Below are 21607 nucleotides of genomic sequence, written 5' to 3' on the forward strand. Positions count from 1 at the left end.
CTACGCTTCGCTTAGAGGTGGGAGCTTCTAAGGTAGTCGTACCTAACGGTACGAAATTTACTTAGCTATCGAGCCTATTCCGTGCTCTATCTATATGATTATGCTAACAATCGCAATCCTTCCTGTTTGATATTGATAGAAGCGTTCCAATCCCTGTCTGCCACAAAACCACATTCACAGTGGAATGTGCGCTCAGAAAGAGATAGAGATTCCTTTACTCGACCGCAACAGGAACAAGTTTTGGATGATGGAAACCACTTATCTATTTTGATCAGCTTTTTCCCTTGCTCCTCTAACTTGTATTGGAGAAATGTCGTGAACATGCCCCATGCATGATCAGCAACGCTTTTTCCGAAATGGAGGGCTTGTGACATTCCCTTCAGATTGAGGTCTTCGATAGCAACGCAATCATACATTTTCGCTAATTTGTGCGATTCCTTGTGGAGAAAGTCTTTTCGTTGGTTCGCAATTCTTTCATGTAGCTTCGCTACTTTTAGACGCTGTTTGTGCCAACGATTAGAGTCTTTCTTTCTGCGTGATAGGATACGCTGTTCCTTTGCTAATTTCTCCAGTGATTGGCGATAGAAACGAGGGTAATTGGCTGTCTTACCTTCTTCACTATCGACAAATAAGCCATTCATGGAAAAATCTAAGCCAACAACAGCTTGTACTTCTTTTTGTATAGGTTGATGTTCGTATTCGGTGAGAATAGAAACGTAGTATTTTCCTGTTTTTGTTCGAGAAACGGTACAAGACTTGATAATATGATGGGACGAAATTTCCCGATGTTGCTTCATTTTCACAAGTTTCAGTTTCGGTAATTTGATATAGCCATCCAAAAGCATAATGTTTTCGTTGACCACATTGGTTGTGTAGGATTGTCTTGCCTTACGGTTTTTGAACTTCGGAAATTCAGCACGACCAGAAAAGAAATTTTTGTATGATTTCTGCAAGTTAAGTTGAGCATTTGCCAATGCAAGACTATCTACTTCTTTGAGCCATACAAACTCCTCCTTATACTTAGCGGGAGTCGGGAATTTTTGCTTCTTCCATGTTTCTTTGTCGTCCTTGAATTGCTCATACATTTCCTTGCGTTCCGAAAGCATTTTGTTATAGACGAAACGGACACAACCGAAGGTTTTCGCAAGAAGTTGCGCTTGTTCTTGCGTTGGGTACAGACGGAACTTATAGGCTTTGTTTGCCATATCGAATCACCTCATTTCATCCCTTGATTTTCTATCTACTTCTTTATCACTTCAATGGGCGAACCACCTGTTGTAAGTAAGTAGAAGTTTCTTGACCAAAAGTATTCTTTCCAAAGTTTCTTTTTCACTTGCGGAAAATGCTTTTTGATAAGTCAAGAACTTGCACTTTTATAAGTGTTGATGAACGTTGATATTTCAGTATTTGGATGTGCTTTGAACAAAATATGCACATGGTCCATATCGTGATTCCATTCGACTAAGGAAATAGTATCATTTTCACCTAACCGAACAAACATGTCTTTTGCATAGTCAGAAATGGTGTCATCCATCACTTTTCTTCGATATTTCACGACCAGATCAAGGTGATAATACAACGTGAATACCGAATTATTATTATTGTCTAATTACATTGGTATAACATATTTTATTTTATCTAATACTGATTATATCAAAGCACAAAAAAAGAGACAACTTTAGGCTACGCCTAACCGAAATTCATCCCCCACTTTCATTGGTGCTATCGCACCTTCACATTTAGAAGTGGAAGACTTCTTTCGGAATAAGTAAAAAAATTAACAAAAAGAGAGATTCCATGTAAAATGTAAGTTACGACACAAACTTTTACGAGGAAGAATCCTCCATGATTAAAAATGTCACAATTTTCATATTACTTTAAAACTTGATTTCACAGAAAGAAATTAAGGAAAATCTTACTAAACTTGATTTTGAAAATACTGCTCGTAAATGAGATGTATCAACACTTCTGAATTACTTAGTTGGCGATGCTGCATTTGAATGAAAAAGCTTACGTTTCGCTTCCGATGTGGCAACAGAAAAAGGCTTAAAATTCGTGAATTATTCCACACTTTCGAAACGTTTAGGTGAACTGAATTACCTGATTGTCAAACGAATCCTTGAATCGATTGCCAACCGATTAAACCGGGCAGTGAAACGCAAAATGAAAGTGGAAAAAGAACTGTTAGCCATTGAAAATACTGCCTTAAAGCACAATGGTCGAATCGGTGTGGACCTTGAGGATAAACGTTTTATCATCGTTGCAGATTGTGCTTATTTTCGATTGATAAAGCCGCTCGTTATGCAAAAACAAATTAAGATTTTGTCATCCATTAAAAAGATAATATTCAACTAAATCGCAAGAAATCCTTAAAAAGAACACCAGTTGAAGGATCTAACATAGTTGCTGGCTTCACTTGTACCCTTGGTATAACACAAAAACAAACCAAAGAACGTCATCGTGTTGTGGAGTTTATCGATTACGAAGGCACAATTGTGCGTGATGTAACAGCGGAAGAAATCGCCGGCATGTACAAGGAACGTTGAACAATGGAATCTTTTTTTCGCTGGATTAAGTAAACCATTGTTAATTGGCACGACCAAAAATACAGTATTAAACCAGCTTTTTTCTGCTTTCATTGCCTATGTGTTACTCAAATTTTTGCATGTCGAATGATTAAAAAAACTGTAAACGCTTACCTTTCACTGGTTTTACACGTCAGTTTCTGTGTACTACCCTGCCAATCGAATGGCGAATCGTTCTCAAAAAGATACTCAAGTTTCATCGGAAGCTATATCAAAAAAATACTGAATAATTTTAGCTAATCAACACGCGTGCTATTATAATAATGATTGATATTCTATATTTTCCTTCCAACAGGCAATTCATTCTTTCGATATCAAATTCCTCAAGTCCTTGACCTGTACTCCACTTTTCCATACGAACGAAATCTGATTCCTTAAGATTTTCAATAATTCATAAGAGGCTGGGACAAAACCCTCCTCTGAATAGAATCAGCCGATGAAAATTTACGACAAGGAAAAATTTCACCGGCTTTATTTTTTAATCAAAAAAAGGACACTTTCTGATAAAATTAAGTTACCATACAAAATTCAAACAGAAAGAAGTGTCCTTATGTTTAAAGATTATAACATGAATCAATTAATTTCCCCTTTAGATTTAGAAGTAAAATTACAACATAATGATATCGCCTTCCACATACATCATTTGATTGAAAGTATTCCGCAAGAAGCGATGGAACCATTCGTATCATAAATGCGAATTTTTTTATTCGTCTCCTTGCCCTAAAAATGCAAGAATAAATTGTACTAGCTGTAATATTGCTACTAATGTAGCTGCTACATACGTGAGCGCTGCTGCTGTTAATACTTTTTTAGATCCTGATACTTCATTTGGTCCTAATAACTGTAACGATTGTAATTGACCTAATGCTCGATGACTTGCATTAAACTCTACAGGAAGCGTAACGATTTGAAATAATACTGCAGCAGCAAAAAAAATCACACCAACTAATGTTAGTTGAAAAGAATTTAAAATCAAACCAATTAAAATAAAAATCCATGACAAACTAGAACCTAAATTTGCCACTGGCACAAGCGCATGACGAACTCGAAGTGGAGAATAGTTCGTTGCATCTTGAATGGCATGTCCTACTTCATGCGCTGCCACCGATGCACCTGCAATAGAAGTTCCATAATAATTATCCGTTGATAAACGGACCGTTTTATTTCGTGGGTCATAATGATCGGTTAACGTACCTGGTACTTCTTCTACCTGTACACTGTATAAACCATTTTGATTTAAAATATATCGTGCTACTTCCGCTCCTGTCACACCTCTCGTATTACGGACATCGGCATACTTACGATACGTGCTTTTTACTCCCCATTGCGCAAGAAGAGGAATAAGAATAAGAAGTGCAAAATACAGTAACATCGACAATTACCTAACCTCCTCATTTTTTCACTATATTTAGTGTAAAAAGAACATCTTAAAAAGTCAAAAAAATTATTCTTTTTCCTTTCTTTTTTTCGCTTCTTGTTCCCCTTTATATTTTTTCCAACCCACATAGATTAAAGATAAAATAATAAAACTCCCGACCATCGATATAAACCAGATGAACCCTGGATCTACTGAATTTTCCTCTTGTTGCTCAAATAAAAGTACCAACTCTTGCTTTATTTCTTCCATTTGTCCAGCATATTCTTTTGTCCCATTTTCTTTAGTCAAACGTTCGATAAAGGCTACATAAGACTGTAACCGAACATATCGTTCTTCTGTTATATCTAACGAAATAGCAGGTAGTAATAAAGAAAATTGCTCCAGAAAAATACTACATTCTGTACTGTTTTGTTGACATTGTTCAAATTGCTTGATTACGTTTATTTTTGACTCTTTCCATAATGGTTGATAATTTGTTAGTAACGTATCCGTTACTAATCGAAATTGTAAAGCACGATTTTCACATTCTTTTTTTGATAGTGCTGCCTGGTTTAAAGATTCTTTCACTTGAAAAAAAGTGAAAGATAACATTTTCGTTTCTTTTAATGTTAATGAATAATGTTTAGAGGACCAATCTTTTTCAATTTGTTGCGATAGTTGTTTAGCTTGCTCAAATTGATTATTTCTAATCATTTGGTACAATTCATCGGAGTGTTGAACAAGCTTTTGTATATACTCGCTTTCACTAGATAGTTGTCCATTTCCAATAAAAAATAGAATAAAAATTAAAAAAAGGGCTTTTTTCATCTTCACTCCTCCTTGCTTCAATGTATGAAACAAGAAAGAAACTTAGACTAAGGAAGTTCTACTACCATTCTCTTTTTACGAAGCATCATTTGATATGCGATAACAATCGTCGCAATACTTAACCAAAAAGTTACATATCCAATTTGTGAAATGTATTCATTTAAAATCGAATATCGAGGCATCATTTGAAAAACATAATCAATGATTTCATTGTGAAGGATAACAATTCCACTTACCGCTAAATGCCAACCTTTTATTCGATAGTACGGTGCATATAAAACGGCTTCTATCGCCATTGCTAAATGAGAAAAAATTAGCATGACACTCATAATATCCAGCTCACCAAGTTTTATTCCTAAAAAGATATTCATTCCTACTGCCCACAATCCATACTTCACTAGACTAACAAATGCTAATGCTTCAAATAATCCGTAATGTTTTTTTTGCAAAAACCCAATTAATACAATCACGAAAAACAAACTTGCTGTTGGACTATCGGGAACAAATAACAAAAATTGTATCGGTGTTTCTTCTAGTTGATAGCGATACCAATAGTATCCGTATAGTGTCCCTAATACATTCACTATTAATAACATCCACAATATAGGACGTCTACCTAAAAAATAAACAAAAGCTTGCACCTACACTCCTCCTTGTTACAAATGTTTTTTTACCATTCCTTCACAATTTCTTCTCCTTCTTTCCATTCTAAAGGAAACAAATGTTCATTTTTTGAGAAGATATCTTCCATAAAGAAAAAAGCTGACTATATAGTCAGCTTTCCCAATTTTTCGCTTATTCTTCCGCTTTTAAGCTCGCAATGAATTCAGCTAAAGTTGCAAGTTCTTCATCAGAACCTTGGAATTGTCCACCTGGCATTGCGCCACGACCATTTTTAATTACATCTGTTACTTCTTCCACATTTAGTTGGTTACCAACTAAAGCTGGAGCAGCTGCTCCACCTTTTAAATCTTCTCCGTGACAAGTTACACATGATTGATTTGCAAAGATGTTATAGCCTTCTGACTCCATATCAACTTCTACTTCTGCAACAGCTTTCCCTTGTTCTTCCGCAGCTTTCCAGTCATGCGTTACAACAGATTGCCATGTTAAGAAAATGATTGAAGCTAAAGAAAGTAACATTAATCCTGTAGCAATTGGACGATCCACTGGACGTCTTTTTGGTCCACGATCAAGCCAAGGGGCCAAAATTAATGCTGTAAAAGCAATACCTGGCATTACAACTGCACCCATAACAGTGTAAGGACCTGCAGCAAATTCATATTTTAATAATTCATATAAGAATAAGAAATACCAGTCTGGTAATGGAATATACGCAGCATCAGTTGGATCTGCCATTCTCTCTAAAGGAGATGGTTCAGCAATAGTTAAACATAAAAATCCGATTAAAAAGACAGAACCTACCATCCATTCTTTTAATAAAAAGTTCGGCCAGAATGCTTCTGTTTTACCTGGATATTCGGAATAGTCTTTTGGTACATTTGGTTTTTTATCAGCAGGAATACGTGAATCCCCGACGAATTTCATCCCTTTTCCGCGATGCATCGTCTTCCCTCCTTTTCAATTTACTCACACACGTTTAAACGTATCGGTTTACAGTGGTCCAGAAATACCTTGTTTTCGAATCATCACAAAGTGAGCCGCTAATAAAGCAAACAAGGCTGCTGGTAAGAAGAATACGTGAATCGCGAAGAAACGTGTTAAAGTTTGAGCTCCAACGATTGTCGAATCTCCTGCAAGTAATGTTTTCGCTAAGCCTCCGATAAGTGGAACAGCTTCTGCGATTTGTAGACCTACTTTTGTAGCAAATAAGGCTTTCATATCCCATGGTAATAAATAACCTGTAAAACCTAACCCTAACATAACGAAGAAAATAAGTACTCCGACTACCCAGTTAAGTTCACGTGGTTTTTTATACGCACCTTGGAAAAATACACGTAGCGTATGTAAGAACATCATGACAATAACAACACTCGCTCCCCAGTGATGCATACCACGAACAATTACACCAAACGCTACTTCATTTTGTAAATAGTATACAGATTGATAAGCGTTAATAATATCTGGTGTGTAATACATAGTTAAAAACATACCAGATAAAATTTGGATGACGGTAACAAAGAATGTTAGACCACCGAAACAGTAAACAAACGCAGAAAAGTGATATGCAGGGTTTACGTGCTCAGGAACTTCGTGGTCTGCAATGTCACGCCACATTGGGGTGATGTCTAATCGTTCATCGACCCAATCGTACAATTTTTGCATTCAGTTCGACCCCCTTTTCTATTTATCTCGTGGTACAGGTTTACCTAATAGTAGTTTCCCACCTTTTTCTTGATATTCATAAATATCAAGTCCAGCTAATGGTGGTGTACCCGGAACGTTTGTTCCATCTTTTTCATAACGTCCATAGTGACAAGGACAGAAGAATTGATTTGGATGCACTGGGTCTGTATTCCAGTCAACCGTACAACCTAAGTGTTTACATACCGGCGAAAGTGCCACAATTTCGCCTTTGTCGTTTTTAAATACCCAAGCAGATTGCGGTACATCTGATTCATACCAACCATCGACTTGTCGAACTTGGAAGTCCACCCGTTGTGGTTCAGTCGTAATATCGCTGATATTCATAACAGAAATCATCTCACCTTTTGCTTCGCCTTTTAACACAGGATCAATTGCAAAGCGAGCTAAAGGCATCAGCATTCCTGCAGCCATGAATCCACCAACACCTGTAAGCGTATAGCTTAAAAATTGGCGACGTGTTACTTCTTTGCTCATTCGTTTCCCCCCTCTATCTCACAGTGTAAAGTCCGATTGGACAGTCAAATCACACATATTACTAGGACAATATCATGATAGCTTAAATGTTACGAAACTGTCAACAAAATGTGATAATTTATAAGAAGATAAGCGCTTGCTTTTCCCCTTATTTTTCTTTTTGCCATTCTGTTGTAATTAATTGAATAATTTGTTTCATTTGAGAAGCTAACATTTCTTGTTTATATTGTGCTTCTACATGTTCTAGTGGCAGAACAGGCAACCATAGAAGCATACCATTCAACTCATGCTCATACCGTTTCCAATCTACATCACTTGTTAATAAAATAACATGCTGAAATCCCGCTTCTTTTAACTGTCTTACCCACTCTACTAATCTCGTTTGTTTCGCTACTTCATCTTTTACATACGTAAAAGGTGGAAATTGAACGAGTCTGCCTTTAAATTGTCGTTCTAATTCATCCGCAAATAAGACAATAAATTCACCTAATGACACAGTTGTTTTTACTTCTTCTCCCCATCCAATTGGAAAGATTGGGATTAATGCAGTATCTACATATTCTTTAGCTTGAAAGTAAATATCAATATCTGTTGTTTTCCACTTCATTTTTATTCCCCCTTTTTCACTTTCTTTACTGTAAATCGAATAGTACAAAAAGTAAAGACAAAGAAATCTCCCATCAACGGGCTCCACGCTGATGGATCATACACTCATATTTGCAAAGACATCCGCTCTACAAAGATAGTTTAGGGAGGGTGCATTTCCTACTTCAAATCATCGTATTTTCTAACACGCTAAAATAACCCATCACTATCTGTTTAGGTTAAATATGAATGAAACAAATATAACCACAAAAAAAGGCCGCTCATTATTTTTGAGCGGTTATCTTTTTTAGTCGTTCTGTTAGTTGGATAAACTGCTCATAGTCGTATTGATCAAGAGCATCATCAATTTTTTGTTTTAATGTTGTCACTTCAAATTGACGAATAGAAAATTTCAATAATCTTTCCGCCTGCAAACGATCGCTTTCTTTCACTTGCAAGTGCTTTGGAACAAATGGATTTTCCTCTAATACTGCTCTATATTTCGGAACGAAGTAAGAAGATTGAAACAATAATTCAATATAAATCTCCTCATCTTGATTGAGACGAATATCATGAAAAGATTTCTCGGCATCTGTTGTTCGAATATGTCGTTTATAAAAACAAAACGGTTGTTCATCTACACATTCTGTTGCCATGAATAACCCTCTTGGAGTGTATTGGACTTGTTCTACAAAATGAACATTTTGCATCACTTCATCTTTTGTTAACAAATAATTCAAAATCCATCCACATTCCCGACGCTTTAATTGATAATGTTTTAAAAACCATTGTAAAAACTCTCTTTTTGCATTCACCGAAACCGCACTTTCCAAATTCATCCCTCCTTTTGGGAGCTTCTTTTATTTCAGTTTATTCCATTTTATCAAAAACATTCGTTAAAAGTCATCAAACTCTAATCGATCCATTTGATCAAAAATATCTGTTCGAGCCGGATTAATGGTTATTATTTTTTTCAAGCATTCTAATGCTTCTTCTCTTCTCCCTTCTTCCATTAAAAACGAAGCATATTCTTCTAAAAACGTTTCATCTTCATCAAACGTTGCCTTTACTTTTTCAAACGCTTCCGCTGCCTCTTCATACCTCTCTAAGTCTCGATATGCCCTTGCAAGATACCACTGGTACATAGGGAACTCTTTCGTATCATCTACACTCGAAGCCCACTCAATAATTCGTTCATATTCTCCCGTTTCAAAAAACACTTCTAGCAAACGTAGAAAAGCATCATAATGATGTTCTTCTATTTGTAAGACTTGTAGTAAGTATTCTTTTTCTTCCTCCATATTTCCTTTTTTATATGCTATTTCTGCTGCTAAATAATAAAGATGTGCATTATGCTTATCGAAATAAAGTCCTTTTTCTACATTTTCTTCCGCTTCTTCCAAAGCACCAATTTCTTGATAACTTTTCGCTAAAAAATAATAAAGTGTCGTATATTCATAATCTAACTGTTTTAGCTCCTCTAAGTGTCGGATAGCCACTTCGTATTTTTGTGCATAAAAAGCAGTCATACCAGCAGAAAAAAGACTATCTAGGTCCACCTTATCTTTTAACCCGTGCTCAAAGTGTTCTAATGCTTCTTCATATTTTCCGCATTCGCTTAATGCTTTTCCTAGTTGAACATGTAGACTTGTTTCTAAAATAACCGCTTCTTTTTCTACTGCCTGTTCATAATAATAAATCGCTTTTTTTGCATCTTTTTCAGCGTAATAAAATTCCCCTAATGCAAATGCTAGTAAATGATTGGAAGGTTGTTTTTCAAAAGCTTCTAAAAGTTTTTGTTCACTTACCTCTGTTAATCCTTGCATTTCATATAAATCTGCTAATAATAAAAGAGCTGCAACGTAATTTTCATCGTCTTCCCCAATTTCATAAAGAACTTGAATGGCTTCTTCTTCCCGATCTATATCCATCAATATTTCACTATATGCTAATACTAACGAAGTATCTTCCGGATAATTGTTCTTTAATTTCCCAATAATAACTAACGCTTCATTCATAAATCCTAATTGTTGATATATCTCTGCTAATTCATAGAGTTCTTTATCGCTCGCTTCCTTTTTATAATCCGTCATAAGAACAAGCGCTTCTTCAAATTGCCCTGCGTCTAGTCTTTCTTTAATTTGTTCGATTTTCACTTTTTCTTCCCTCCTACATGATTTCCCTTTGTTAGAATATCAGATTTTCACGTATCTCACACTTTTTTATATTAAAGATAATAAAGAAATCTGCCATCCGCGCGACCATTTCTGCCTAATAATAAGAGATAAAAAAGACACGTCTGTATACAGACGTGCATGTTATTCTTGTTGCCATTTGAACGACACTTATTCAACATGTAGGATTCTTTCAAAATCTTCAAAGAAAGTAGGATAGCTCACTTTAATGGATTCTTCTTGTTCTAGGATGATTGCTTCATCTGTTAATAAGGAAGCAACTGCTAACATCATTCCAATGCGATGATCACCATAGCTCGTCACGTGTCCACCATGAAGCATTGTTTTCCCATGAATCACCATACCATCGTCTGTCGGTTCAATATTCGCTCCTAGCTTTTTCAGTTCATTTACTACCGTATCAATTCGATTTGTTTCTTTTACTTTTAATTCTTCCGCATTTTTAATGATTGTTGTTCCTTCTGCCTGTGTGGCTAGTAAAGCAATCACTGGAATTTCATCAATTAATCGCGGAATTAATTCTCCAGCAATTTCCGTTGCTTGTAAGGTAGAAAATTGAATGCGCAAATCTGCGATTGGCTCTTCATTTTCGATATGTTCATTCAAAATTGTTACGTTTGCATTCATCTTTTGTAACACATCTATAATGCCTATTCTAGTTGGATTCATACCCACATTTTTTAGTAAGAGATTGCTACCAGGTGTAATTGCAGCTGCTACTAAAAAGAAGGCAGCGGAGGAAATATCGCCAGGAATCGTAATGGATGTTCCTTTTAATGATTGCTTTCCTTCTATTGTGACCGTTGTACCTTTTCTCGTTACTTTTGCACCAAACGCTGTTAACATTCTTTCGGAATGATCACGTGATAAAAATGGTTCCGAAACAATGGTTGTTCCTTCACTATTTAAACCTGCCAGTAACAAACATGATTTCACCTGAGCGCTAGCGACTCTCGATTCAAAAGAAATCCCTTTCGTTTCCCCACCACGAATAGAAATTGGTGTATAATTTCCGTTTTCACGTCCATCAATTTTCGCACCCATTTGCTTTAGCGGTTTTGTCACACGATTCATCGGTCGCTTTGCAATCGACTCATCGCCATTTACTACTACATGGAAGGGTAAAGTAGCTAAAATTCCTAATAATAATCGCGTCGTTGTACCGGAATTTCCAACATCTAATACATCTTCAGGCTCTGTTAACCCAGTTAATCCTTTTCCATAAACAGTGACAACAGAATCTTCTTGCTCAATTTTCACACCCATTTTTCGAAAACAATCAATCGTACTTAGACAATCTGCTCCAAGTAGAAAGTTTGAAATATCTGTTTTTCCTTCTGCAATGGAAGCAAACATCACTGCACGGTGCGAAATAGATTTATCACCTGGAATGATTAATTCTCCTTTTAACGATACCGGTTGCTTCATTTGGATCGACTTTGTCATCATTTTCACTCCTTTACAGGGTTAAAAACGTTTCAAATGAGGATAAGTGGAGAAGAATTGTTGCATTTTCTCTGTCCGCTTCACTTCTAAACGTCAAACGTAATACCCCCATAATATCCTCTCGCGTTTCAATAATGCGAATGTTTGTAATACTAATTTCTGCTTTCGCTAAAATACTTGTTACTTCAGAAATAGCACCAGGATAGTCTTTTACATCTACATATAAGTCATAGAAATTTGGGATTGCTCCTTTAGCTTTTTGAGGTAATGCATCACGAAATTTTTTCGCATCAGAAAAGAATTCGTAAATAGCCATTTCATCTGCATCCATGATTTTTTGTTTCATTTGCGTCATTTCTTCTAGCCATTCATCCATAATATCTAATAAAACGTCACGATTATGTAATAAAATATCTCGCCACATTACCGGACTACTAGAAGCAATACGGGTAATATCACGAAATCCCCCTGCTGCCAAACTAGAAACAAGCGGTTGTTTCTGTTGCATTTGCTCCGCTAAATGTACTAATGCCGAGGCAATGATATGTGGAAAATGACTAATTACCCCAACCAGTTGATCATGGTCTTTTGGTGATAAAGTAATAAAACGCGCACGTGTCGGACGAAGCACGTCTTTTAATCGTTCAATTGCCGATTCCGTCACTAGTTCACTTGGGGTCAACACATAAAAAGCATTTTCAAACAAATGCGACCGCGCGGCTGTAACCCCTGATTTATGAGAACCTGCCATTGGATGGCCCCCAATAAAAGAAACATTTTTTTCCTCAAAACAAGATGCCGCTTGTACAATTGTTTGTTTTGTACTCCCAACATCCGTCACAATGACTTCTTCTTTTAATGGAAGTTTACAAAGTTCTGTAATCAATTTTTTTGTTTGCTCAACAGGAGTTGCTAGAATGATAACGTCTGCTTCACTAGCTGCTTTAGAAAGATTAGGAGCCATTTCATCAATGACTCCTAACGATAATGCTGCTTTCATTTGATTATCAAACACATCATATCCTACAACATGCCCTTTATTTTCACTTTTAATAGCTAAAGCAATCGATCCACCAATGAGACCTAGCCCAATCACTAGTATATTTTCTTTCATCATTTGCTCCATCCTTACTTTTTGATTAGTTGCTCAATGGCTGAAAGAACACCGTCCACTTCTTCTTCTGTTCCAACCGTAATCCGGACACATGTTGGGAAACCTAATGCTTCTCCAGAACGAACGATGTATCCTTTTTTCAGTAAATAATCAAATACTTCATTCCCAGGGCGATTAAAATCAACTAAAATAAAGTTCGTTTGAGATGGATAATAAGTTAACCCGTGTTTTTCACAAAACGAATAAAATTTTTCTAATCCTTCCCGGTTTTTTTGACGACAAGTTTCAATAAAATCATCATCGGCTAACGCGGCAGCTGCTGCAAATTGGGACATCCGAACATTATTAAACGGTTCTCTCGCAGCATTTAGCATCGTAACAAACTCTTTGTTCCCTACTCCGTATCCGACGCGTAATGCAGCAAGACCATATGCTTTACTAAATGTACGAAGAACCGTTACATTTGGAAAACGTTCTAATAAAGCAATAGAATCAGGATAATCTTCGGCAACGACATATTCTTTATACGCTTCATCTAACACAACTAGTATATTAGATGGTACTTGCTCTAAAAAGGAAACGAGTACATCATTGGATACATATGTACCACTTGGGTTGTTTGGATTACATACCCAGACGATTTTTGTTTGTTCATTGATTGCTTGTTTCATTGCTTCTAAATCATGTCCTCCATCTTTCAAAGGAACTTCGATAATATCTGCTCCTTCAATGATAGCATTATGACGATATTGGGAAAAAGTAGGCCAAGCTGTGACAATGTTATCTCCAGGATGCAAAATAGAACGTGATAAAATCTCTATCACTTCATCTGATCCATTCCCAAAAATCAACGATTCTTCGTCCACATTTAATTTTTTTGCTACTGCTTCTCTAAGCTCTGTAGCGTAACCGTCCGGATAAATTGCCAACTCATGAAGAGATTGTTGAATGGCTTGTACTGCTTTTTTCGAACATCCAAAAGGATTTTCGTTTGATGCTAATTTAATAACCTTTTCTAGGCCATACTCTTTTTTTACTGATTCAATTGTTTTTCCTGGTTGATATGGTTTTAGCGTTTTAATTTGATTTTTCACGTCCATATCGATCCCTCCTCATAATCCTCATTCTATTAATTTTTGAATAAAGAGTCTAAGTTGTTCTATTGCTCTTTCTTCATCGGTTTGAAATAATGGAGATAACTGTTCGATTTCACGAACGATGGCACTACCGATAATGACACCATCTGACAATTGCTGCATCTGCTTTACTTGTTCTCGATTCGATATTCCGAAACCAATCACTACAGGTACCGTTGCATATTGCTTAGCAGTAGAAACAAATGTTTGTAAATTTTCGTGAAAGTTTTCTCGTTCTCCTGTTACGCCTAAGGAAGAAATACAATATAAAAACCCATCAGCTTCTTTTGAAATCCGCTCCATCCGTTCCTTACTCGTCGGTGCTAATAATGAAATAAGCGATAAACCATTTCGTTGAAACATTTGTTTTAACGCTTTGCTTTCCTCATACGGTAAATCTGGAATAAGCGCTCCGTCTGCACCGGAGTGAAGCAATAACGAGATAAAGTATTCTTTCCCTAATTGTAGCACAGGATTGTAATAAGTAAAGATAATAATAGGAATTTCTACCCCACTTTGACGCATCTCTTCCACTAATTCTATTGCCTTTTTTAACGTCATTCCCGCTTCTAATGCTCGCATTCCTGCTCGCTGAATAACAGGACCATCTGCTAATGGATCAGAAAAAGGAACACCAAGTTCTAATGCTACTGCTCCACTTTGTTGTAATGTGAGTGCAATTTGCACGGTTGCTTCAGAACTTGGATCTCCTGCCATGATATATGGAATAAATAAATCGCGTGTTTTTTCCTTAAACATGTAATACTCCTCCTTTCACTGCATCCATGATTGTATAAACATCCTTATCTCCCCGCCCAGATAAGCAAACAACAATGTTTTTACCTGAACCCATTTGTTTTGCTAATCGGAATGCATATGCTAGGGCATGACTACTTTCAAGTGCAGGAATAATCCCTTCTGTTCGGGATAAATATTGACAAGCTTTTAAAGCTTCTTTATCGGTTACCGTTTCATAATGAACACGGTTTATTTCATGTAAATAAGCGTGTTCTGGTCCAACACCAGGATAATCTAAACCAGCAGAAATACTATACGGTTCAATTATTTGTCCATTTTCATCTTGGATTAATTTCGTCATCGCACCGTGAATAACTCCTTTTGTCCCTTTTGTTAACGTGGCAGCATGGTTAGCTGTATTCACTCCTAAACCCGCTGCTTCGACCCCATACATCGGAATATTATCTTCTAAAAACGGATAAAATAATCCAATCGAATTACTACCGCCACCAACACAAGCAACTAAGGCATCTGGTAATGTTGCTTTTTCCTGTACAAATTGTGCACGTGCTTCATCGCCAATAATCCGCTGAAAATTTCGCACCATGGTTGGATACGGATGCGGACCAACAACAGAACCGATAATATAATACGTATCTTCCACATTACTAACCCAATGACGAATCGCTTCATTCGTTGCATCTTTTAACGTTTGACTCCCGGTTTCCGCTGGCACAACCGTTGCCCCTAAAAGCTCCATTCTAAACACATTTAATTTTTGCCGTTTCATATCTTCTTTTCCCATAAACACAATACATCCCATCCCATATTTTGCCGCAATCGTCGCTGTTGCTACCCCGTGCTGCCCTGCTCCCGTTTCTGCAATTACACGCTTTTTCCCTAATCTACGTGCTAACAAAGCTTGACCAATTGCATTATTAATTTTATGAGATCCAGTATGGTTTAAATCTTCTCTTTTTAAATAAATGTTCGATCCTTGCAACGCTTCACTACAATGTTCAGCAAAGTATAACGGCGTTGGTCTTCCCAAATATTCATGAACTTCTTTTTCGTATAATGCAATAAACGTTGGATCATTCATCGCTTCTTCTAATCCTTTTTCTAGCTCACTTAAAGCATGCATTAATGTTTCTGGAACAAATTGTCCTCCATACGGACCAAAACGTCCTGTCTCTTTACCCATGTTGAATCACCTCTATGAATTCTTTCATTTTTTGTTCGTCTTTTTTTTCGTTCGTTTCAATCCCACTTGCAACATCAATTCCATCTAACGGATGGTGTAATAACGTTCGAACATTTGTTGCGTTAATCCCACCTGCAATAATTAACAAACAATGTGCTTCCCTCATTTGTTCATACACAGTTTCAACAATCGACCAATCAAATGTTTTTCCACTTCCCGCCTTCGTATGGTCTAATAAAATGGCATCGACATACGGTGCATAATCTTTCCATCGATGAATTTCTGTATAAGGAAGTGCTTTCCAAACCAAAATATTTTTTTTCTCTTTTAATTGCTTACAAAATATAGGACTTTCTTTTCCATGTAATTGAACAACGGAAAAAGGGATATCTGAGAGAATAATTCCTATTTCATGAACTGTTTTATTTTGAATGACTAATACCGCTGATTGATCGTGACTAAGTAAGGGAACACAACGTTTCGCTGTTCCATACTCAATATACCGTCTACTACTAGGCACAAAAATAAAGCCAACGTGAGTGACTGGAAGCTTTCTTACCTCTAAGACTTCTTGATCCGATTGAAATCCACAAAATTTAATAAAAAGTTTCATTTTTCTTCTCCGAATAATTGTTTAATTATCTTTTCTGGATTTTTTTGTTTCATTAATGTTTCCCCAACGAGCATTCCAGATACTTGCAACGCTTGTAATCTTTTTATATCATCATATGTTTGAATACCACTTTCACTAATGGTCACAACTTCTTTTGGTAAATAGGAATGTAACGTTTCTGTTTGACGGAGATTGGTTTGAAACGTATATAAGTTTCGATTATTAATCCCCATAATTTTAGGTGTAAATTTATTTAAAATCGTTGTTATTTCTTTTTCTGTATGACACTCCACTAAACAATCTAAACCAAGCTCTTCTGCTTCTAGATAAAACTCATACAGCTTTTCTACGTCTAAAATAGCTGCAATTAATAAAATGGCATCCGCTCCCATATGTTTACTATCTATAATTTGTCTTCGATCAATCATAAAATCTTTTCGTAAGACAGGTAGTGCAACATATTGTTTAATTTCTGATAAATATGATGCATCCCCTTTAAAATACACTTCATCCGTTAATACAGAAATCGCATCGACATTCGCTACCTCATACTTTTTGGAAATTTCCACTGGTTTAAAGTCTTCACAAATAATTCCTTTAGACGGAGAAGCTTTTTTTACTTCTGCAATAAGCGCTAACGATCGTTTTGGATTTCGCAGCGCATTATAAAATGAATATTCAGGTAATTCCTTATTTTCTGATAAATAAAAACGAGTAAGTTCCTCTTTTTTCGTCTCCACAATTCGTTTAAGCATAAAGTTGCTCCTTTCCGATTATTTTTTGAAAGTGACGATAAACTTTTCTAGATGCTAACGCATCTTTCACAATTTGAACCCCTTCTTCAATAGAAGTAACATATTCTTTTACATACAACGCCATTCCACTGTTTAACGCAACAATATCGCGTTGACTATCTAATGCCTGATTCAAGAAAATATTTTCCATAATTTCTGCACTTTCTTTCGGTGACGAAGCTTCTATTTCCTCTAAAGAGCCACGCGACAACCCAACATCTTCTGGATAAAGCATATATCTTTGTACTTGACCGTCTTTCAATTCCACCACATTTGTTCCGGCTGCAATCGAACACTCATCTAATCCATCTTCTCCTGTTACGATACAAGCTCGTTTTGTCCCTAACCCATCTAATACACTCGCCATTTTTTCCGCATATTTCGTATCATAAATCCCCATTAACTGATATTGACACATCGTTGGATTTAATAATGGACCTAATAAATTAAAAATGGTTCGAAATCCTAATTTTTTACGTATAGGGGCAACCTTTTTCATCGCATCATGGTAGTTGGGGGCAAATAAAAAACATAACCGGTATTTATTTAAAGAATCAATTGCTTCTTTTTCATTCATTTGAATATCCATTCCTAGATACTCTAATACATCCGCACTTCCGCTTTTAGAAGAGACAGAACGATTACCGTGTTTGGCAACTTTCACTCCTAGAGCAGATAATACTATCGCAGTAGTAGTAGAAATATTAAATGTTTTCGCTCCGTCTCCACCGGTCCCGCACGTATCAATAACCATTTCTTTTGGATAATTAATTTTCACCATGTACGATCGCATGACGTGTGTAAAACCAATCATCTCTTCGATTGTTTCTCCTCGAAAATGCAAAATGGATAAAAAACCGGCAATTTGCTCATCGAATACTTCTCCAGAAATCATCGCTTCCATTGCTTTTTCTGCTTCTATTATGGTTAATGTTTGGCCATTCACACATTTATTTAATAGCTGTTGAAACATCTTTACACTCTCCCTTTTTTCCAAAATAGGCATTTGCTAGAGCGACAGTCGTGAGCAATGCTTTTGCTTTATTGACCGTTTCTTCAAATTCATTTTCTTCCTTTGATTCTGCCACAATACCTGCTCCTGCTTGAATAGAAACCGTATCGTCCACTTTTTTCATCGTCCGAATGGCAATACATGAATCAATATTTCCGTCAAATCCAATATAAGCAATCGTGCCACCATAAATATGACGGTTAGTCGGTTCTAACTCCTCGATAATTTCCATCGCTCTTTTTTTAGGTGCACCAGATAATGTTCCTGCAGGTGCTGCTTTTAATAAAGCTTCAATCGGATGAATATCGTCTTTCAACGTGCCTTTTACTTTCGAAATAATATGCATCACATGGGAAAATCGAGTTACTTTCATAAATTCAGACACATGCACAGAACCATGCTTAGAAACTGCACCAATATCATTACGAGCTAAATCAACTAACATCAAATGTTCGGCTCGTTCTTTTTCATCTTGCAATAATTCTTTTTCTAAACGGTCATCATCTTCTTGCGTATTCCCGCGTGGTCTCGTTCCTGCAATTGGATGAATTTCTACTTGATTGTGATTTACTTCGATAATTCGTTCTGGAGAACTTCCAATCAATTCAAAAGACGGATATTTTAAATAAAATAAATAAGGCGATGGATTTACTTTTCTTAACATGCGATATAGCTCAAACCCTGAACAATGGGTATGACACGTAAATGCTTGACTTAACACCGTTTGAAACACATCACCAGACGCAATGTATTCTTTTATTGTTCGTATATGTTGTAAAAATGCTTCTTTGGAATAATTAGAATAGAAGGTTGGTACTTGGTCTATTTGTTTTATGTTTAAAAGTAATGGACGTTCGTTTATTTGTTCACCTAATTGGTTAATAAACTCATTTAACGTTTGTTTTCCTTTTTCATAACAATTCCTTTGATCTGTTTCGGAAAGATTAGTCGGAGTATACACGTACACAATAATTTTACATTGCTGCAAATGGTGATCATAAATAAGGTAATGTCGACCGTACAAAAAATGAACATTCGACTCCTCGTTATCTTGCTTTAGCGTAATTCCCATTTGCTTAGCAGAATAATGATACGAAATATACCCAATAGCTCCACCAACAAAAGGAAGTGTTTCCGATTGTATTGGTTGAATCAAAAAGGAATCTTCTACATATGAAAATGCTTCTTGTAACGTAGAAACGACGATATTGGATTGATGTAAATCATCTTTCACCTGAATCTGATTCTTTGATTCTTTCATCGTCAAAAAAGGATGTAATCCAATGAAAGAATAACGTGACCAAAGCGAATCATCGTCATAACTTTCTAATAAACAAAACGCGTCTTTTTTAAACATTGAAAATAATTGCACAGGAGTAAAACTATCGATTTTAAATGTTTCGACAATCGGAACCAATGTATATTGTTTGGCTGATTGTCGAAACTCATCATAGTTTGTATTCATTTCATCACCTCATTCATTTGATAGAATGAGGGAGTTGAAGAGGGAATTGGGGTATAAAAAAGCCTAGAAACAAGACGTTTCCAGGCATGAATGTTCCCAATCTCGTCTCATCTCAACTCCGCTCATCTCGACTTCACTTTTCTCTACTAAACTAATCTTTTTTCTTTTCTTCGCTAAACGAACTAAACTGTTTTCTCAACTTATGCATTATCATACCGAATCACATAAAAGTTGTCAATCCTATTTTTTCTTTTTTTCCTATCTATCTTTATACAACATGATAAGTATGTATTATTTCACCTGTAAATCTGGCCGTAATACTTGTGCCCCGTGTAAATAAACATGTTCTATCTCTTGTTGTTCTGTCGCTGTATTAACCGTCATCATGACGCGAATACACATTGGCAATGAATTAGGAACTGGGATTTCTAGCGCACACATAACCGGTACATACATCCAACCATCGATCATCCGCAGTGCCCGAGCAGGAAAAGCTGCATCAATATCGTGGGTAACGGTAATAATGACTTGTGCCACTTGTTCAGGTTGAAGGTGATTTTTTTCAATCATTTCCTCAAACATTTCTTTCGTTTTTACTATGATTTCATCGATGTTATTTTGCGAAACTGTTGTTGCCCCTCTAATTCCTCGAACCACTAATCTCTCCTCCCCCTTCCATTTGTTTCAGTAACATTTCGTCCGAAACAGCTTGAACTTCTACTTCCCCTATTTTTTTCATTAATACCATTTTCACAGTGCCTTTTTGAGACTTCTTGTCTTTTTTCATTTTTTCAAGTAAGAACTCTTTTTTACAAGATACTGGAATGGATAACGAATACCCAAATTTACGGACGTAACTCTCTATTTCTTTGATTGGTAAGGAAATGTTGTAATATGCTTCGCTTACGCGCATCGCATACATCATCCCAATAGCGACGGCTTCTCCATGTGTAATTCCACCATATCCAAGCTCAGCTTCAATCGCGTGTCCTAACGTGTGACCAAAATTTAAAAAAGAACGAATGCCTTGTTCTGTTTCATCTTTTTGGACAATTTCTGCTTTTACCTGAATGGCTGTACGTAACACATAAGCAAAATGTTCTCCTAATAAATCATCAAATGAATGAATATTTTCGATTAAAAAATGGTAAAAGTCCTTATTCCAAATTAAGGCATGCTTCACTACTTCAGCAAACCCTGAACGCAATTCACTTTCTGTCAAAGAAGCTATCGTTTCTAAGTCATACAACACCGCGTCTGGTTGATGGAACGCCCCAATCATGTTTTTTCCAAGCGGATGATTGATTGCCACCTTTCCTCCAACACTACTATCATGTGCGAGTAATGTCGTTGGAATTTGAACAAAAGAAATACCGCGCATATACGTCGCAGCAACAAAACCAGCTAAATCCCCAATCACTCCACCGCCTAAAGCAATAATTAAGGAACGTCGATCTAATGAACATTCTAGTGCGAATGTTTGTAATTGATAATATTGTTCAAATGATTTAGATGCTTCACCACTAGGAACAACGTATGAATGTACTGGGACATCTTGCTTATCAAATGATGTAACAACATCTTCTAAATACAATTTTGCCACATGGGAATCCGTAATGATTAATACACTCGAATACGAATGAGGAATCAAATCATATACTTGATGACGAATACCGTTTCCTAAAACGAGCGGATACGTTTTAGAAGCTGTCTCAATTAACATTCGTTCCATG

At 36.3% G+C, this 21607-nt stretch carries 23 protein-coding genes and 1 pseudogene; 2 read left to right on the forward strand and 22 right to left on the reverse strand.

The features are described from left to right. Positions 1-98: 98 nt before the first annotated feature. Entirely contained in the window at positions 99-1205 is a 1107-nt protein-coding gene (locus BN1372_RS07615) for an RNA-guided endonuclease TnpB family protein (RefSeq protein ID WP_062198237.1), read from the reverse strand. Positions 1206-1240: 35 nt separating this feature from the next. Continuing rightward, a pseudogene (gene tnpA, locus BN1372_RS07620) lies at positions 1241-1609 on the reverse strand (IS200/IS605 family transposase); the annotation flags it as partial. Between the two features lie 419 nt (positions 1610-2028). Here tnpA and BN1372_RS15550 point away from each other — a divergent pair. Both BN1372_RS15550 and BN1372_RS15195 read left to right on the forward strand, forming a co-directional pair. Then, on the forward strand, positions 2029-2355 hold the full coding sequence (locus tag BN1372_RS15550; RefSeq protein ID WP_062198238.1) for a hypothetical protein: 327 nt from the start codon (positions 2029-2031) through the stop codon (positions 2353-2355). A 780-nt stretch (positions 2356-3135) separates the two neighbouring features. After that, positions 3136-3276, forward strand: a complete 141-nt coding sequence (locus BN1372_RS15195; protein WP_154662978.1) for a hypothetical protein — start codon at positions 3136-3138, stop codon at positions 3274-3276. A gap of 12 nt (positions 3277-3288) precedes the next feature. Here the strand turns inward: BN1372_RS15195 and BN1372_RS07635 are convergent, their stop codons facing one another. From BN1372_RS07635 to aroB, 20 genes are all read right to left on the reverse strand, one after another. Next, a complete protein-coding gene (locus tag BN1372_RS07635; RefSeq protein WP_187118399.1) occupies positions 3289-3963 on the reverse strand; it encodes a zinc metallopeptidase in 675 nt (224 codons plus the stop codon). A 66-nt stretch (positions 3964-4029) separates the two neighbouring features. Continuing rightward, complete coding sequence (locus BN1372_RS07640; protein ID WP_062198242.1) at positions 4030-4770, reverse strand: sporulation protein YpjB; 741 nt, start codon at positions 4768-4770, stop codon at positions 4030-4032. 47 nt (positions 4771-4817) lie between these two features. Then, positions 4818-5411 (reverse strand): lipoprotein heptaprenylglyceryl N-acetyltransferase LhaT, encoded by a 594-nt coding sequence (gene lhaT / locus BN1372_RS07645; protein WP_062198244.1) that lies wholly within the window; start codon positions 5409-5411, stop codon positions 4818-4820. Positions 5412-5565: 154 nt separating this feature from the next. After that, positions 5566-6336: a menaquinol-cytochrome c reductase cytochrome b/c subunit gene (locus BN1372_RS07650; RefSeq protein WP_062198245.1), complete on the reverse strand. Its 771-nt coding sequence runs from the start codon at positions 6334-6336 to the stop codon at positions 5566-5568. 48 nt (positions 6337-6384) lie between these two features. Then, on the reverse strand, positions 6385-7056 hold the full coding sequence (qcrB, locus tag BN1372_RS07655) for a menaquinol-cytochrome c reductase cytochrome b subunit (RefSeq protein ID WP_062198246.1): 672 nt from the start codon (positions 7054-7056) through the stop codon (positions 6385-6387). An 18-nt stretch (positions 7057-7074) separates the two neighbouring features. Next, positions 7075-7572, reverse strand: a complete 498-nt coding sequence (locus BN1372_RS07660; protein WP_062198247.1) for a QcrA and Rieske domain-containing protein — start codon at positions 7570-7572, stop codon at positions 7075-7077. Positions 7573-7720: 148 nt separating this feature from the next. Further along, complete coding sequence (locus BN1372_RS07665) at positions 7721-8179, reverse strand: YpiF family protein (RefSeq protein WP_062198248.1); 459 nt, start codon at positions 8177-8179, stop codon at positions 7721-7723. Positions 8180-8441: 262 nt separating this feature from the next. Then, positions 8442-8996, reverse strand: a complete 555-nt coding sequence (locus BN1372_RS07670; RefSeq protein WP_062198249.1) for a ReoY family proteolytic degradation factor — start codon at positions 8994-8996, stop codon at positions 8442-8444. 57 nt (positions 8997-9053) lie between these two features. Then, positions 9054-10313, reverse strand: a complete 1260-nt coding sequence (locus BN1372_RS07675) for a tetratricopeptide repeat protein (RefSeq protein WP_062198250.1) — start codon at positions 10311-10313, stop codon at positions 9054-9056. Between the two features lie 189 nt (positions 10314-10502). Beyond that, positions 10503-11801 (reverse strand): 3-phosphoshikimate 1-carboxyvinyltransferase, encoded by a 1299-nt coding sequence (gene aroA / locus BN1372_RS07680; RefSeq protein ID WP_147515355.1) that lies wholly within the window; start codon positions 11799-11801, stop codon positions 10503-10505. Positions 11802-11811: 10 nt separating this feature from the next. Further along, on the reverse strand, positions 11812-12912 hold the full coding sequence (locus BN1372_RS07685) for a prephenate dehydrogenase (RefSeq protein WP_062201185.1): 1101 nt from the start codon (positions 12910-12912) through the stop codon (positions 11812-11814). A gap of 14 nt (positions 12913-12926) precedes the next feature. Then, on the reverse strand, positions 12927-14012 hold the full coding sequence (hisC, locus tag BN1372_RS07690; protein WP_062198251.1) for a histidinol-phosphate transaminase: 1086 nt from the start codon (positions 14010-14012) through the stop codon (positions 12927-12929). A 21-nt stretch (positions 14013-14033) separates the two neighbouring features. Continuing rightward, positions 14034-14807: a tryptophan synthase subunit alpha gene (trpA, locus tag BN1372_RS07695; protein ID WP_062198252.1), complete on the reverse strand. Its 774-nt coding sequence runs from the start codon at positions 14805-14807 to the stop codon at positions 14034-14036. After that, positions 14800-15990, reverse strand: a complete 1191-nt coding sequence (trpB, locus tag BN1372_RS07700; RefSeq protein WP_062198253.1) for a tryptophan synthase subunit beta — start codon at positions 15988-15990, stop codon at positions 14800-14802. The genes trpA and trpB overlap by 8 nt, the downstream gene beginning before the upstream one ends. Next, positions 15983-16603 carry a phosphoribosylanthranilate isomerase gene (locus tag BN1372_RS07705; RefSeq protein WP_062198254.1) on the reverse strand — a complete coding sequence of 207 codons (621 nt, stop codon included), beginning with the start codon at positions 16601-16603 and terminating at the stop codon, positions 15983-15985. The genes trpB and BN1372_RS07705 overlap by 8 nt, the downstream gene beginning before the upstream one ends. Then, complete coding sequence (trpC, locus tag BN1372_RS07710) at positions 16600-17358, reverse strand: indole-3-glycerol phosphate synthase TrpC (RefSeq protein WP_062198255.1); 759 nt, start codon at positions 17356-17358, stop codon at positions 16600-16602. Before trpC ends, BN1372_RS07705 begins: the two co-directional genes overlap by 4 nt. Then, entirely contained in the window at positions 17351-18370 is a 1020-nt protein-coding gene (gene trpD, locus BN1372_RS07715; protein ID WP_062198256.1) for an anthranilate phosphoribosyltransferase, read from the reverse strand. Before trpD ends, trpC begins: the two co-directional genes overlap by 8 nt. Then, positions 18348-19874: a chorismate-binding protein gene (locus tag BN1372_RS07720; RefSeq protein ID WP_062198257.1), complete on the reverse strand. Its 1527-nt coding sequence runs from the start codon at positions 19872-19874 to the stop codon at positions 18348-18350. The genes trpD and BN1372_RS07720 overlap by 23 nt, the downstream gene beginning before the upstream one ends. Positions 19875-20165: 291 nt before the next feature. Next, complete coding sequence (gene aroH, locus BN1372_RS07725; RefSeq protein WP_062198258.1) at positions 20166-20531, reverse strand: chorismate mutase; 366 nt, start codon at positions 20529-20531, stop codon at positions 20166-20168. After that, positions 20515-21606, reverse strand: coding sequence for a 3-dehydroquinate synthase (gene aroB / locus BN1372_RS07730; RefSeq protein ID WP_062198259.1), 1092 nt, complete (start codon positions 21604-21606; stop codon positions 20515-20517). Before aroB ends, aroH begins: the two co-directional genes overlap by 17 nt. Position 21607: the final 1 nt, after the last annotated feature.

Origin of the sequence: Massilibacterium senegalense, from assembly GCF_001375675.1 — a bacterium.
GTDB lineage: Bacteria > Bacillota > Bacilli > Bacillales > Massilibacteriaceae > Massilibacterium > Massilibacterium senegalense.